The organism is Pseudomonas sp. Ost2, assembly GCF_018326065.1.
Lineage (GTDB): Bacteria > Pseudomonadota > Gammaproteobacteria > Pseudomonadales > Pseudomonadaceae > Aquipseudomonas > Aquipseudomonas gingeri.
Genome location: NZ_AP021904.1, coordinates 7,068,145 through 7,081,410 on the forward strand (window position 1 = coordinate 7,068,145; position 13,266 = coordinate 7,081,410).

General features: G+C 62.0%; 11 protein-coding genes. 5 read left to right on the top strand and 6 right to left on the bottom strand.

Going from position 1 to position 13,266, the window contains the following annotated elements; genetic code table 11:
• Positions 1 to 15: 15 nt before the first annotated feature.
• The 4 genes from KI243_RS31445 to KI243_RS31460 form a co-directional block, all read right to left on the bottom strand.
• A complete protein-coding gene (locus tag KI243_RS31445; RefSeq protein ID WP_042935093.1) occupies positions 16 to 1,995 on the bottom strand; it encodes an acyltransferase family protein in 1,980 nt (659 codons plus the stop codon).
• Positions 1,996 to 2,215: 220 nt separating this feature from the next.
• On the bottom strand, positions 2,216 to 3,475 hold the full coding sequence (rho, locus tag KI243_RS31450; RefSeq protein ID WP_017125454.1) for a transcription termination factor Rho: 1,260 nt from the start codon (positions 3,473 to 3,475) through the stop codon (positions 2,216 to 2,218).
• Between the two features lie 245 nt (positions 3,476 to 3,720).
• The gene (gene trxA, locus KI243_RS31455) at positions 3,721 to 4,050 is read right to left on the bottom strand and encodes a thioredoxin TrxA (RefSeq protein ID WP_017125456.1); all 330 of its coding nucleotides are present in this window, start codon (positions 4,048 to 4,050) and stop codon (positions 3,721 to 3,723) included.
• Positions 4,051 to 4,254: 204 nt separating this feature from the next.
• Positions 4,255 to 4,956 (bottom strand): FadR/GntR family transcriptional regulator, encoded by a 702-nt coding sequence (locus KI243_RS31460; protein WP_017125457.1) that lies wholly within the window; start codon positions 4,954 to 4,956, stop codon positions 4,255 to 4,257.
• 255 nt (positions 4,957 to 5,211) lie between these two features.
• Here KI243_RS31460 and KI243_RS31465 point away from each other — a divergent pair, with 255 nt between their 5' ends.
• From KI243_RS31465 to ppx, 5 genes are all read left to right on the top strand, one after another.
• A complete protein-coding gene (locus tag KI243_RS31465) occupies positions 5,212 to 5,997 on the top strand; it encodes a transporter substrate-binding domain-containing protein (RefSeq protein ID WP_017125458.1) in 786 nt (261 codons plus the stop codon).
• Positions 5,998 to 6,021: 24 nt separating this feature from the next.
• Positions 6,022 to 6,687, top strand: a complete 666-nt coding sequence (locus tag KI243_RS31470) for an amino acid ABC transporter permease (RefSeq protein WP_017125459.1) — start codon at positions 6,022 to 6,024, stop codon at positions 6,685 to 6,687.
• Positions 6,684 to 7,334, top strand: coding sequence for an amino acid ABC transporter permease (locus KI243_RS31475; RefSeq protein ID WP_083875311.1), 651 nt, complete (start codon positions 6,684 to 6,686; stop codon positions 7,332 to 7,334). The genes KI243_RS31470 and KI243_RS31475 overlap by 4 nt, the downstream gene beginning before the upstream one ends.
• The gene (locus KI243_RS31480; RefSeq protein WP_103033053.1) at positions 7,321 to 8,058 is read left to right on the top strand and encodes an amino acid ABC transporter ATP-binding protein; all 738 of its coding nucleotides are present in this window, start codon (positions 7,321 to 7,323) and stop codon (positions 8,056 to 8,058) included. Before KI243_RS31475 ends, KI243_RS31480 begins: the two co-directional genes overlap by 14 nt.
• A gap of 322 nt (positions 8,059 to 8,380) precedes the next feature.
• Positions 8,381 to 9,883 carry an exopolyphosphatase gene (gene ppx, locus KI243_RS31485; RefSeq protein ID WP_017125461.1) on the top strand — a complete coding sequence of 501 codons (1,503 nt, stop codon included), beginning with the start codon at positions 8,381 to 8,383 and terminating at the stop codon, positions 9,881 to 9,883.
• Here the strand turns inward: ppx and ppk1 are convergent.
• Positions 9,870 to 12,092, bottom strand: a complete 2,223-nt coding sequence (ppk1, locus tag KI243_RS31490; protein ID WP_017125462.1) for a polyphosphate kinase 1 — start codon at positions 12,090 to 12,092, stop codon at positions 9,870 to 9,872. The genes ppx and ppk1 overlap by 14 nt on opposite strands.
• A gap of 18 nt (positions 12,093 to 12,110) precedes the next feature.
• Entirely contained in the window at positions 12,111 to 13,124 is a 1,014-nt protein-coding gene (hemB, locus tag KI243_RS31495) for a porphobilinogen synthase (RefSeq protein ID WP_017125463.1), read from the bottom strand.
• Positions 13,125 to 13,266 lie beyond the last annotated feature (142 nt).

The window sequence follows — 13,266 nt, forward strand, 5'->3', positions numbered from 1 at the left end:
TGCCAGCCATTCCCGCTAAAGACGCCCCGTCACGGTTTGATTGCGCAAGGTGGTGAACAAGGGCTCAAGGAACGCCTCGACATACCGCGATCCCACGTCGGAGAGATGGTTGTCATCGGAGTACAACGAGCGGCCATCAAGCTCGACCCGGCACCCGGCGATTGCGTCGCACAATTTCGGCGCAGGATCCAGCAACTCCACTTCGGGATCGGCATCAGCCAGTTGCACGAACAGCGCATCGATATAGGCCTGACGCTTGAGATGCTCCGCCAGGGCTATGCCCTCACTGTTGATGGGCAGCCCCACCATCGCCAGGCGACTGAGACGATAAGGCACACTGAAGTCCTGCAGCGGGACTTCCTTGACCAGCCAGACCCGATGACCAGCGCCGCGCAACTGCCGCACCAGGTTCCCCATGCCTTCGGCGAAACGCCGCTCGGCGACGGCCCGGTCGTATTTCCCGGTTGCCGGGTCCATCAGGGCAGGCCCGGTATCACCCGAGCGTTGCCCATAGACGTACAGGCTCCAGCGTCCGACCAGCACCACGTCGCTGTACTTTTCCTCGTCCAGCGCCCGGGCTACACGCTGGTTGAAGCGCGCACAACCCGGGGTGCTTTCGCTCCTGCTGAAAGGCAGGCACCCGGAATAGGCGGCATGGGTAATGTTGACGCCGTGCTTGCGCGCTTCATCTTCCAGGGCCGGAATCAACGCCGCGGCATGGCTATCCCCCCAGACCAGCGCGCGCGCCGCTTGAGGTTGCGGACCGAAGTGGCAGAACGGGCGATCGCGTTTCTTGTCATCCGAGAGGCAGCTCATCAGCTCGGGACTCCAGGTGCGCGCCTGGGCATATTGCAGCGCCTGGGGTGACAGCCGCCAGGGAACACCGGCGGCCCAACCCAGGCTCTTTCCCAACAGGCCCAGGCCGAGGATGGCCACACCAGACACCAAGAGGATCTGCCGGCGACCGGCCAACAAGCGTCGCTCACGAAACGGCACCTCGACAAACCGCCAGGATCCATAACTCAGCACCAGGCTCAAAATGAACAGGCCGGCAAGCCCCCAGGCCCCCAGGCCGTAGACACTGGCGTACTTGCCAAACACCAGCACCGGCCAGTGCCACAGGTACCAGGAGTAGGAAATCAACCCGACGCCTACCAGCAAACGACTGCCCAGCACCTGGCCCACCAGGGTTGCCTGCTGGCCGTTGGCCCAGATCAGGCCAGCCGCGCCCACTACCGGTAACAAGGCCGCAGCCCCGGGAAAGGAGGTGCCCGAATCATAAGCAAACACCGCCAGCAGGATCAGCCCCAGGCTGAACACGCTGACGGCCTGGGCCTTTATCAGGCTGATACGTTGCCCGACAGGCATGACCGCCAACACCACGCCTGCCAGCAACTCCCAGGCGCGCATGGGCAAGAGGTAAAAGGCTTTTTGCGGAGAGAGGCCTAGCGTCCACTGACTCATGGCAAAAGACATCAGCAGCAACAGGAACAAGGCCATGCGCCAATACTTCAAGCGACTCGACAGCAACATCAGCAGGAGCGGAAAAATGACGTAGAACTGCTCTTCGATCGATAACGACCAGGTATGCAGCAGCGGCTTGAGATCGGACGCCGTCTCGAAATAGCCATCTTGACGCGCGAACAACAGGTTGGAAGTGAAAATCACCTGGTAGTGAACAGAGCGTCCCAGCTCGTCGTAGTCCTTGGGGGCCAGCAGAAACCACCCGGCCACCAGACTCGCCAGCATCATGACGAACAGTGCCGGCAGGATACGCCGGGCACGCCGGCTCCAGAACTCGACGAGACTGAAACGTCCGTCCTGACGCTCGCGCCAGATGATCGAGGTGATGAGGTAACCGGAGATCACGAAAAACACGTCGACGCCGACGAAACCGCCGGTGAATCCAGGAACATCAAAATGAAACAGCACAACTGCGATGACCGCTACAGCACGCAAGCCGTCGATATCCTTTCGATAGGCGAGAGAGCTCATCAACCGGAGAAACCTGTTCAGATGGAAAATACGGTGACATCCAGCGTAGCCGCGTTTTTCAATCCTGCGCTCGCCGATCAAAAACCGCCTTTCTGCCCTGATGTCCATTATGGCCAGCGTGTGGTGAGACGATCAGGCACGGCGATCGTTCCCTGCCAAACGCGCCCGGCAAAAAAAAAGCGCCCCGTCGGGGCGCTTTTTTCTGACCTGAAACGCGGTCTTACTTGCGTTTCATCGACAGGAAGAACTCATCGTTGGTCTTGGTCTGTTTCAGCTTGTCGACCAGGAACTCGATGGCGGCCACTTCATCCATCGGATGCAGCAGCTTGCGCAGGATCCACATGCGCTGCAGTTCGTCGTCGGCAGTCAGCAACTCTTCGCGACGGGTGCCGGAACGGTTGATGTTGATCGCCGGGAAGACGCGCTTTTCAGCGATCTTGCGGTCCAGGGGCAGTTCCATGTTGCCGGTACCCTTGAACTCTTCGTAGATCACTTCGTCCATCTTCGAACCGGTTTCAACCAGCGCGGTGGCGATAATGGTCAGCGAGCCGCCTTCCTCGATGTTCCGCGCGGCACCGAAGAAACGTTTCGGTTTCTCCAGGGCGTGGGCATCGACACCACCGGTCAGGACCTTGCCGGAGCTCGGGATCACGGTGTTGTAGGCACGGGCCAGACGGGTGATGGAGTCGAGCAGGATCACCACGTCCTTCTTGTGTTCGACCAGGCGCTTGGCCTTCTCGATCACCATTTCGGCAACCTGCACGTGGCGGGTCGGCGGCTCGTCGAACGTCGAGGCAACCACTTCGCCGCGCACGGTGCGCTGCATTTCGGTCACTTCTTCCGGACGCTCGTCGATCAGCAGTACGATCAGGTGCACTTCCGGGTTGTTGCGGGTGATGTTCGCCGCGATGTTCTGCAGCATGATCGTCTTGCCCGCTTTCGGCGGTGCCACGATCAGGCCACGCTGGCCCTTGCCGATCGGAGCGCAAAGGTCGATCACGCGACCGGTCAGGTCTTCGGTGGAACCGTTGCCGGCTTCCATCTTCATGCGCACGGTCGGGAACAGCGGGGTCAGGTTCTCGAAGAGAATCTTGTTCTTGGCGTTTTCCGGACGATCGTAGTTGATCGTGTCGACCTTGAGCAGGGCGAAATAACGCTCGCCTTCCTTCGGAGGGCGGATCTTGCCGACGATGGTGTCACCGGTGCGCAAGTTGAAGCGACGGATCTGGCTTGGCGAGACGTAGATGTCGTCCGGGCCGGCCAGGTAGGATGCGTCGGAAGAACGCAGGAAGCCGAAGCCGTCCTGGAGGATCTCCAGCACGCCATCACCGGAGATTTCCTCGCCGCTTTTCGCGTGCTTTTTCAGCAGGGAGAAAATCACATCCTGCTTGCGCGAACGGGCCATATTTTCTATGCCCATCTGTTCGGCCAATTCGAGCAGTTCGGTAATCGGCTTTTGCTTGAGTTCAGTCAGATTCATATAGGAATGACGTAATCATTTATGGAGGGGGGAAATTAAGCTTTTGGCTTAATGAGGCCGCGCCGCAGAGAAGGCGACAGGATCGCGTACTTGTTCGAAAAGGAGAGCGTCGGCGACGGCTTGCAGGGGGCAGTGGAGAAACCAGTGCGGGGCCGAATGTAACACCTGGGTTTCGGAGCGTCTAGCCCCTTTTTACGAAAAAGCCCCGCAATTTGCGGGGCTTTTTGAGGACAGCCGAACGACGCTTAGATGTTGGCGTCGAGGAATGCCTGCAGCTGCGACTTCGACAGGGCGCCGACCTTGGTCGCCTCGACGTTGCCGTTCTTGAACAGCATCAGCGTAGGGATACCACGCACGCCGTGCTTGGCCGGGGTTTCCTGGTTGTCGTCGATGTTCAGCTTGGCGATGGTCAGCTTGCCTTCGTAGGTAGTGGCGATATCGTCCAGGACCGGCGCGATCATCTTGCACGGACCGCACCACTCAGCCCAGTAGTCGACCAGGACAGGGCCTTCAGCCTTCAGGACTTCTGCTTCAAAGCTCGCGTCGGTGACGTGCTTGATAAGATCGCTGCTCATGGATGTCTCCGGAGTTGTGAGCCAAAAAAAACGTTGCTCATCATAGCCGTCCTTCCTACGTACAGGAAGCCGCAGATGATTGAGTCTAACTATGGTGTTCCATGAGTCAGGGTATAGGCCAATCCGACTTCTTCCGCACAAATGCGCGCGCGTGAACAGTACCGCCCCTTGCAGGAGCCCGTGCGCAGCTTCGGTTGGGGCTGATCAACCGGGCGTGACAAAGGCGATCCCGGTGCGCAACGCGGCATTGCGCACATGTTCCTGCATGGCCTTCTGCGCCGGGCCGCAGGCGCGCCGGGCCAGGGCGCGGAGGATCTTGCGGTGCTCCTGCCAGGTTTCCATCGCCCGTTCCGCCCGGATGAACGGTAGCTTCTGGCTTTCCAGGAACAGCTCGGCGCTGGCACTGAGAATGCCGGCCATCGCCTGATTTCCGCTGGCCAGCAGAATCCGTCGGTGGAAATCGAAGTCCAGGCGGGCAGCGGCCTCGAAATCCCCGGCGCGCAATTCGGCGCGCATGGCGTCGACATTGTCCTGCAGGGTGTCCAGCTCGTCCGCCGTCAACGTCACCGCCGCCAGCCCGGCCGCGAACCCTTCGAGGGCATACCGCAGCTGGAAGATGTCCTCGGCCGACGCCTGGGCCGCGAACGGCCAGGACAACCCGCCGGCCGCCGGCACCTGTTCGACCGTCGCCTGGACAAATACGCCCTTGCCCGGCTGCACGCTGATCACCCCCAGTGCACTCAGGGACGACAGCGCCTCGCGCAGGGAAGCGCGGCTCACCCCCAGTTGCAACGCCAGGTCGCGTTGCGAGGGCAGCGCATCGCCCGGGCCAAAGCCCTCGTCGCTGATCAGTTTACGGATGGCTTGCAGCGCCACTTCGGGTACGGCGCGGGAAATCGAATTCATTGTTTTCAGGCTGATCGGTCCGGTGGAGCGCTAGTTGTAAAGCTATTGCGAGCGGGCGGCAAGTCACGCCCAGCGCTGGTTCGGTCGGCGCGGCCAATGCCCGATAACAGTGCGAAATGCCTGGCAACTGTTCAGACCAGTAAGACCATGAAAAGCGCCTTGAAGCCATGAAGGGCGCGGTTCCAGGCCAGTCTGGCATGGGCTGTGCAATATCGACCGACAGAAATCATCGCCTTTTCAATTCGGAGATCTGCCATGACCAAAGGCTTCAGCGCCCTGCTCACTGCCCTGTTCGCCAGCCTGATGCTGGGCCAGGCGGCCGCCCATGCCAACGGCCTGGATGACGTCGTCGCCCGCGGCACGCTCAAGGTCGCCGTGCCCCAGGACTTCCCGCCATTCGGCTCGGTCGGCCCGGACATGAAGCCACGCGGCCTGGATATCGACACCGCGAAACTGCTGGCCGACCAGCTCAAGGTCAAGCTGGAACTGATCCCCGTCAACAGCACCAACCGTATTCCGTTCCTCACCACCGGCAAGGTCGACCTGGTGATCTCCAGCCTCGGCAAGAACGCCGAGCGCGAGAAGGTCATCGACTTTTCCCGCGCCTATGCTCCCTTCTACCTCGCGGTGTTCGGTCCGCCCGAAGCCTCGATCAACGGCCTGGCTGACCTCAAGGGCAAGACCATCAGCGTCACCCGCGGCGCCATCGAGGATATCGAGCTGACCGCCGTGGCGCCCGAAGGCGTGACCATCAAGCGCTTCGAGGACAACAACACCACCATCGCCGCCTACCTGGCCAAGCAGGTCGACCTGATCGCCAGCGGCAACGTGGTGATGGTGGCCATTGCCGAACGCAACCCGAAACGCATTCCGGCGATGAAAGTGAAGCTCAAGGACTCCCCGGTCTACGTCGGGGTGAACAAGAACGAACCGGCCCTGCTGGAGAAAGTGAACCAGATCCTCGCCGCGGCCAAGGCTGACGGCAGCCTCGAGAAGAACGCCCAACTCTGGCTCAAGCAACCCCTGCCCGCCGATCTTTGATCCGGTTTTCCCGAGGTCCGCTCCATGGCTTATCAGTTCGACTTCCTGCCGGTGCTGCACAACGCCGACCTGCTGGTGCGCGGCGCCCTGTTCACCCTGGAACTGACGGCCATCGGCACCCTGCTCGGGGTCAGTCTGGGGATCGTCGGGGCGGTGGTCCGGGCCTGGCGGATCCAGCCCTTCGCGGCGATCTTCGGCGTCTACGTCGAACTGATCCGCAACACGCCGTTCCTCGTGCAGTTGTTTTTCATCTTCTTCGGCCTGCCGTCCCTGGGACTGCAGATTTCCGAATGGCAGGCGGCGGTGCTGGCGATGGTGATCAACCTCGGCGCCTATTCCACGGAGATCATCCGCGCCGGTATCCAGGCGATCCCGCGCGGGCAACTGGAAGCCGCGGCCGCCCTGGCGATGAGCCGTTTCGAAGCCTTTCGCCACGTGGTCCTGCTGCCGGCGCTGGGCAAGGTCTGGCCGGCCCTGAGCAGCCAGATCATCATCGTCATGCTCGGCTCGGCGGTCTGTTCGCAGATCGCCACCGAGGAACTGAGCTTCGCCGCCAACTTCATCCAGTCGCGCAACTTCCGCGCCTTTGAAACCTACACCCTGACCACCCTGATCTACCTGTGCATGGCCCTGTTGATCCGCCAGCTGTTGAACTGGCTCGGGCGTCGCTACCTGGCGAGGAGCCGCTGATGGATTTCACCTTCTGGGATATCGTCAACAACCTGCTGGCAGGCCTGCAATGGACCCTGGTGCTGTCGCTGGTGGCCTTTGTCGGCGGCGCCCTGATCGGCCTGCTGATCATGGTCATGCGCATTTGCGACAGGTCCGTGGCCCGCGGCTTTGCCCGCGCCTATATCGAACTGTTCCAGGGCACGCCGCTGCTGATGCAACTGTTCATAGTGTTTTTCGGCGTGGCCCTGCTCGGGGTGGATATCTCGCCCTGGCTGGCGGCGGCAATCGCCCTGACGCTGTTCACCAGCGCCTACCTGGCGGAGATCTGGCGCGGCTGCGTCGAATCGATTCCCCATGGCCAGTGGGAGGCTTCGTCCAGCCTGGCGCTCACTCCCTACGAACAACTGCGCCATGTGATCCTGCCGCAGGCCCTGCGCATTGCCGTGGCACCGACCGTGGGCTTTTCGGTGCAGGTGGTCAAGGGCACGGCCGTGACCTCGATCATCGGCTTCACCGAACTGACCAAGACCGGCGGCATGCTCGCCAACGCCACCTTCGAACCCTTCATGGTCTACGGCCTGGTAGCCGCCGGCTACTTCCTGCTGTGCTACCCCCTGTCCCTCAGCGCGCGCTACCTGGAAAGGAGACTGCATGCCGCTTCTTAGAATTTCCGCCCTGCATAAATACTACGGCGACCACCATGTGCTCAAAGGCATCGACCTGAGCGTCGAGGAAGGCCAGGTGGTGGCGATCATCGGCCGCAGCGGATCGGGCAAAAGCACCCTGCTGCGCACCCTCAACGGCCTGGAGTCGATCAACGACGGTGTGATCGAGGTCGATGGCGAATACCTCGACGCCGCCCGCGCCGACTTGCGCAGCCTGCGCCAGAAGGTCGGCATGGTGTTCCAGCAGTTCAACCTGTTCCCGCACCTGACGGTGGGCGAAAACGTCATGCTCGCGCCCCAGGTCGTGCAGAAGGTGCCCAAGGCCAAGGCCGCCATCCTGGCGCGCAAGATGCTCGAACGGGTCGGCCTGGGGGAAAAATTCGATGCCTTCCCGGATCGCCTGTCCGGCGGCCAGCAACAGCGCGTGGCCATCGCCCGGGCCCTGGCGATGTCGCCGAAAGTCCTGCTCTGCGACGAGATCACCTCGGCGCTGGACCCGGAACTGGTCAATGAGGTGCTCAGCGTGGTGCGCCAGCTGGCGAAGGAAGGCATGACGCTGATCATGGTCACCCACGAAATGCGCTTTGCCCGGGAAGTCGGCGACAAGCTGGTGTTCATGCACCAGGGCAAGGTGCATGAAATCGGCGATCCGAAGGTGCTGTTCGCCAACCCGCAGACCGCCGAACTGGCCAACTTCATCGGCACCGTGGAAGCGCAGGCCTGAGCCTTCGCCCACCCGAACCTCCCTTGCTCCCCCCTGGTTGCGCCACGCTTGTGCGTGGCGCATGCCGCGGCACTCCCCTCCTCCCGTCGCCTGCGTCACTGGAATGTCATATTTCAGTAGGAAAAATCACCTAATATCGTCTCGTTGATAAAAATTTCCAGATACGCCAAGCCCTTTCAAAAGCAGTCCCACTCATCGCCCTGATCTTTCCTGCCTGACCGGGTAAACAGCCCGGTGGTCTACCGAGCCTCAAGCACCATCCGTTGGCGGCGACGGTCGATCGTGGCACGATGGCCGGGTTATCGACCGAGATCCTTCAACCATGCCGCATTCCCAAGCCAAGAATCTTTCCCTGATCGCCGCTATCGACCTGGGCTCGAACAGCTTCCACATGGTCGTGGCCAAGGCCCAGAACGGTGAAATCCGCATTCTGGAGCGGCTCGGCGAAAAGGTTCAGTTGGCCGCCGGTATCGATGAAGAGCGCAGGCTCAGTGAAGAATCGATGCAGCGCGGGCTCGACTGCCTGAAACGTTTTGCCCAACTGATCAACGGCATGCCCCTGGGCGCCGTGCGGATCGTCGGCACCAACGCCTTGCGCGAAGCGCGCAACCGGGCCGAATTCATCCACCGCGCCGAGGAAATCCTCGGTCACCCGGTGGAAGTCATTTCCGGCCGTGAAGAGGCCCGACTGATCTACCTCGGTGTCTCCCACACCCTCGCCGACACCCCGGGCAAGCGCCTGGTCGCCGATATCGGCGGCGGCAGTACCGAATTCATCATCGGCCAGCGCTTCGAACCGCTGCTACGCGAAAGTCTGCAGATGGGCTGCGTCAGCTACACCCAGCGGTATTTCCGCGACGGCAAGATCACCCCGGCGCGCTACGCCCAGGCCTACACGGCGGCGCGCCTGGAAATCATGAGCATCGAGCATGCCCTGCATCGCCTGACCTGGGACGAGGCCATCGGCTCATCCGGGACCATCCGCGCCATCGGCCTGGCCCTGAAAGCCGGCGGCCACGGCGGCGGCGAGGTCAATGCCGAAGGCCTGGCCTGGCTCAAGCGCAAACTGTTCAAGCTCGGCGACGCAGAGAAAATCGATTTCGAGGGCATCAAGCCCGACCGTCGGACCATCTTCCCCGCCGGCCTGGCGATTCTCGAGGCGATCTTCGACGCCCTCGACTTGCAACGCATGGACCACTGCGACGGTGCGCTGCGCGAAGGCGTGCTCTACGACCTGCTGGGTCGCCATCACCACGAAGACGTCCGTGAACGCACCCTCACCTCGCTGATGGAGCGTTATCACGTCGATCAGGAGCAGGCGGTGCGGGTCGAGCGCAAGGCGCTCTATGCCTTCGACCAGGTGGCCAAGGACTGGGAGCTGGAAGACGGTGTCTGGCGGGAACTGCTGGGCTGGGCGGCGAAGGTCCATGAAGTCGGCCTGGATATCGCCCACTACCAGTACCACAAGCACGGCGCCTACCTGATCGAGCACTCCGATCTCGCCGGCTTCTCCCGGGAAGACCAGCAGATGCTGGCGTTGCTGGTGCGCGGGCATCGCCGCAACATCCCCAGGGACAAGTTTGCCGAGTTCGGCGATGAAGGCACCAAGCTGATCCGCCTGTGCGTACTGCTGCGCTTCGCGATCCTGTTCCATCACATCCGTGGCACCCAGGAAATGCCGCAGGTCACCTTGCGTGCCGACGGCGATAGCCTGGATGTGGTGTTTCCCAAGGACTGGCTGGAGCAGAACCAGCTGACTCAGGCCGACTTCGCACTGGAAGCGGAGTGGCTGACCCGAGTCAGTATTACCCTCAACGTACGCTGAGCAGCGGGTTGCTCAGGCGATCGAGCAGGGTCGCCTGGGCGCTGCGGGCGTTCTGGTTGCCGGTCGGCGTGTTGCGGATGTAGCGGCCGTCCGACTGCAGGCTCCAGCTGTGGGTGTTATCGGTGAGATAACTTTCCAGTTCCTTCTTGACCCGCAGGATCAACTTCTTGCCCTCCACCGGGAAGCAGGTCTCGACGCGCTTGTCGAGGTTGCGCTCCATCCAGTCGGCGCTGGACAGGAACATCTGTTCCTCGCCGCCGTTGAGGAAGTAGAACACCCGGGTGTGCTCAAGGAAGCGGCCGATGATCGAGCGCACATGGATATTGTGCGAGACACCGGCAATGCCCGGACGCAGGCAGCACATGCCGCGCACCACCAGGTCGATCCGCACGCCGCACTGGCTGGCCTTGTACAGCGCGCGGATGATCTTCGGATCGGTCAGCGAGTTGAACTTGGCGATGATGTGCGCCGGCTTGCCGTCGACGGCGAACTGGGTTTCCCGGGCAATCATGTCGAGCATGCCCTTCTTCAGGGTGAACGGCGCATGCAGCAGTTTCTTCATGCGCAGGGTCTTGCCCATGCCGATCAGCTGGCTGAACAGCTTGCCGACGTCCTCGCACAGCGCGTCGTCGGAAGTCAGCAGGCTGTAGTCGGTGTAAAGGCGGGCGTTGCCGGCGTGGTAGTTACCGGTGCCCAGGTGCGCATAGCGGACGATCTCGCCGGCTTCGCGACGCAGGATCAGCATCATCTTGGCGTGGGTCTTGAAGCCGACCACACCGTAGATCACCACCGCACCGGCCGCTTGCAGGCGGCTGGCCAGTTGCAGGTTGGACTCTTCGTCGAAGCGCGCGCGCAATTCGATCACCGCGGTGACTTCCTTGCCGTTACGCGCGGCATCCACCAGCGCGTCGACGATTTCCGAGTTGGCGCCGCTGCGGTACAGGGTCTGGCGCACAGCCAGGACGTGCGGGTCCTTGGCGGCCTGGCGAAGCAGATCGACCACCGGGGTAAAGGACTCGAACGGGTGCAGCAGCAGGATGTCCTGCTTGCTGATCACGCTGAAGATGTTCTCGCTGTTCTGCAGCAGCTTGGGGATCTGCGGAGTGAACGGCGTGTATTGCAGCTCCGGATGACTGTCCAGGCCGGTGATGCTGAACAGCCGGGTCAGGTTCACCGGGCCGTTGACCTGGTACAGCTCGGTCTCGGACAGGTTGAATTGCTTGAGCAGGTAGTCCGACAGGTGTTTCGGGCAGGTGTCGGCGACTTCCAGGCGCACCGCATCGCCGTAGCGACGGGAGAACAGCTCGCCGCGCAGGGCGCGGGCCAGGTCTTCGACATCCTCGGAGTCCAGCGCCAGGTCGGCGTTGCGGGTCAGGCGGAACTGGTAGCAGCCCTTGACCTTCATGCCCTGGAACAGATCGTCGGCGTGGGCGTGGATCATCGACGAGAGGAATACATAATTATCGCCAGGGCCCCCGACCTCTTCGGGTACCTTGATGATCCTCGGCAGCAGGCGCGGCGCGGGGATGATCGCCAGGCCGGAATCGCGACCGAAGGCGTCGATGCCCTCGAGTTCGACGATAAAGTTCAGGCTCTTGTTCACCAGCAACGGGAACGGGTGCGTCGGGTCGAGGCCGATGGGCGTGATGATTGGCGCGATCTCGTCGCGGAAATAGCGGCGGACCCAGGTCTTGAGCTTGGTGGTCCAGTAGCGGCGACGGATAAAGCGCACCTGGTGCTTTTCCAGCTCCGGCAACAGGATGTCGTTGAGGATCGCGTACTGGCGGTCGACCTGGCCGTGGACCAGCTCGCTGATGCGCGCCAGGGCCTGGTGCGGCTGCAGGCCGTCGGCGCCGGCCTGTTCGCGGGCGAAGGTGATCTGTTTCTTCAGCCCGGCAACGCGAATCTCGAAGAACTCATCCAGGTTGCTGGAGAAGATCAGCAGGAACTTGAGCCGTTCCAGCAGCGGGTAGGACTCGTCCAGCGCCTGTTCCAGCACGCGGATGTTGAACTGCAGCTGCGACAGCTCGCGGTGGATGTACAGGCTGCTGTCATCCAGGCTGGGAATCGCCACCGCCGACGGCACCGCCACATGCGGCGCCTCGGCAACCACCGGCGCGGGTTCCAGCTCCGGCGGGGTTTCGACGATCTGCTCGACCACCGGTTGAGCGTCTTTTACTTCAACTTCGCTGAGTCCTTCGGTATTCATCGAGTGTTCCTGTGAGGGCTATTTTTGCTCTCGTAGCAATTGAGCGGCGCGAACGGCAAAGTAAGTCAGGATGCCATCAGCGCCGGCACGTTTAAAAGCGGTCAGGGATTCGAGAATAACCCCTTCACTCAACCAACCATTCTGGATCGCCGCCATGTGCATGGCGTATTCACCGCTGACCTGATAGACAAAGGTCGGCACCTTGAATTCATCTTTGACCCGGTAAAGGATATCCAGGTACGGCATGCCCGGCTTGACCATGACCATATCGGCACCTTCGGCCAGGTCGGCGGCCACTTCATGCAGGGCTTCGTTGCCGTTGGCCGGGTCCATCTGGTACGAGGCCTTGTTCGCCTTGCCCAGGTTCAGCGCCGAACCCACCGCATCGCGGAACGGGCCATAGTAGGCGCTGGCGTATTTTGCCGAGTAGGCCATGATCCGCACGTTGACGTGGCCGGCCAGCTCCAGGGCTTCGCGAATCGCCTGGATGCGGCCATCCATCATGTCGGACGGCGCGACCACCTGGGCCCCGGCCTCGGCATGGGACAAGGCCTGCCTGACCAGCGCGTCGACGGTAATATCGTTCTGGACGTAGCCTTCCTCATCGAGAATGCCGTCCTGGCCGTGGGTGGTGAACGGGTCCAGGGCCACGTCGGTAATCACCCCCAGCTCCGGAAATCGCGCACGCAAGGCGCGGGTGGCGCGCTGGGCAATGCCCTGCGGGTTCCAGGCCTCGGCGGCATCCAGCGACTTCAACCCGGCCGGCGTGACCGGGAACAGTGCCAGCGCGGGAATCCCCAGCTCGACCCACTTCGCCGCCTCTTCCAGCAACAGATCGATGGTCAGGCGCTCGACGCCCGGCATCGAAGCCACGGCTTCGCGATGGTTTTCACCGTCCAACACGAACACGGGCAGAATCAGATCGTCGACAGTCAGAACATTCTCACGCACCAGGCGCCGAGAAAAATCATCACGACGATTGCGTCGCAGGCGGGTGGCGGGAAACAGGCGATGGGCGGGGGTAAAGCTCACGGCAGACTCCTGAGCCCGCGCAGGCGGGCGAGCATGGCAGTTATAAGCGGCCATTATGACGAAGGAATGACAGTTGTGCTTACTCCTGCGACCGGGCGCCGCACGCGCCGTTCTTGTAGGAAATGTTAACGTCGAGACACAT

Excerpts from the sequence above, each read along its gene's own strand:
- KI243_RS31470 (WP_017125459.1), top strand. The coding sequence starts at position 6,022 with ATGGCTTATCAGTTCGACTTCCTGCCGGTGCTGCACAACGCCGACCTG.
- ppx (WP_017125461.1), top strand. The coding sequence starts at position 8,381 with ATGCCGCATTCCCAAGCCAAGAATCTTTCCCTGATCGCCGCTATCGAC.
- KI243_RS31460 (WP_017125457.1), bottom strand. The coding sequence starts at position 4,956 with ATGAATTCGATTTCCCGCGCCGTACCCGAAGTGGCGCTGCAAGCCATC.
- rho (WP_017125454.1), bottom strand. The coding sequence starts at position 3,475 with ATGAATCTGACTGAACTCAAGCAAAAGCCGATTACCGAACTGCTCGAA.
- KI243_RS31480 (WP_103033053.1), top strand. The coding sequence starts at position 7,321 with ATGCCGCTTCTTAGAATTTCCGCCCTGCATAAATACTACGGCGACCAC.
- ppk1 (WP_017125462.1), bottom strand. The coding sequence starts at position 12,092 with ATGAATACCGAAGGACTCAGCGAAGTTGAAGTAAAAGACGCTCAACCG.
- KI243_RS31465 (WP_017125458.1), top strand. The coding sequence starts at position 5,212 with ATGACCAAAGGCTTCAGCGCCCTGCTCACTGCCCTGTTCGCCAGCCTG.
- KI243_RS31445 (WP_042935093.1), bottom strand. The coding sequence starts at position 1,995 with ATGAGCTCTCTCGCCTATCGAAAGGATATCGACGGCTTGCGTGCTGTA.
- trxA (WP_017125456.1), bottom strand. The coding sequence starts at position 4,050 with ATGAGCAGCGATCTTATCAAGCACGTCACCGACGCGAGCTTTGAAGCA.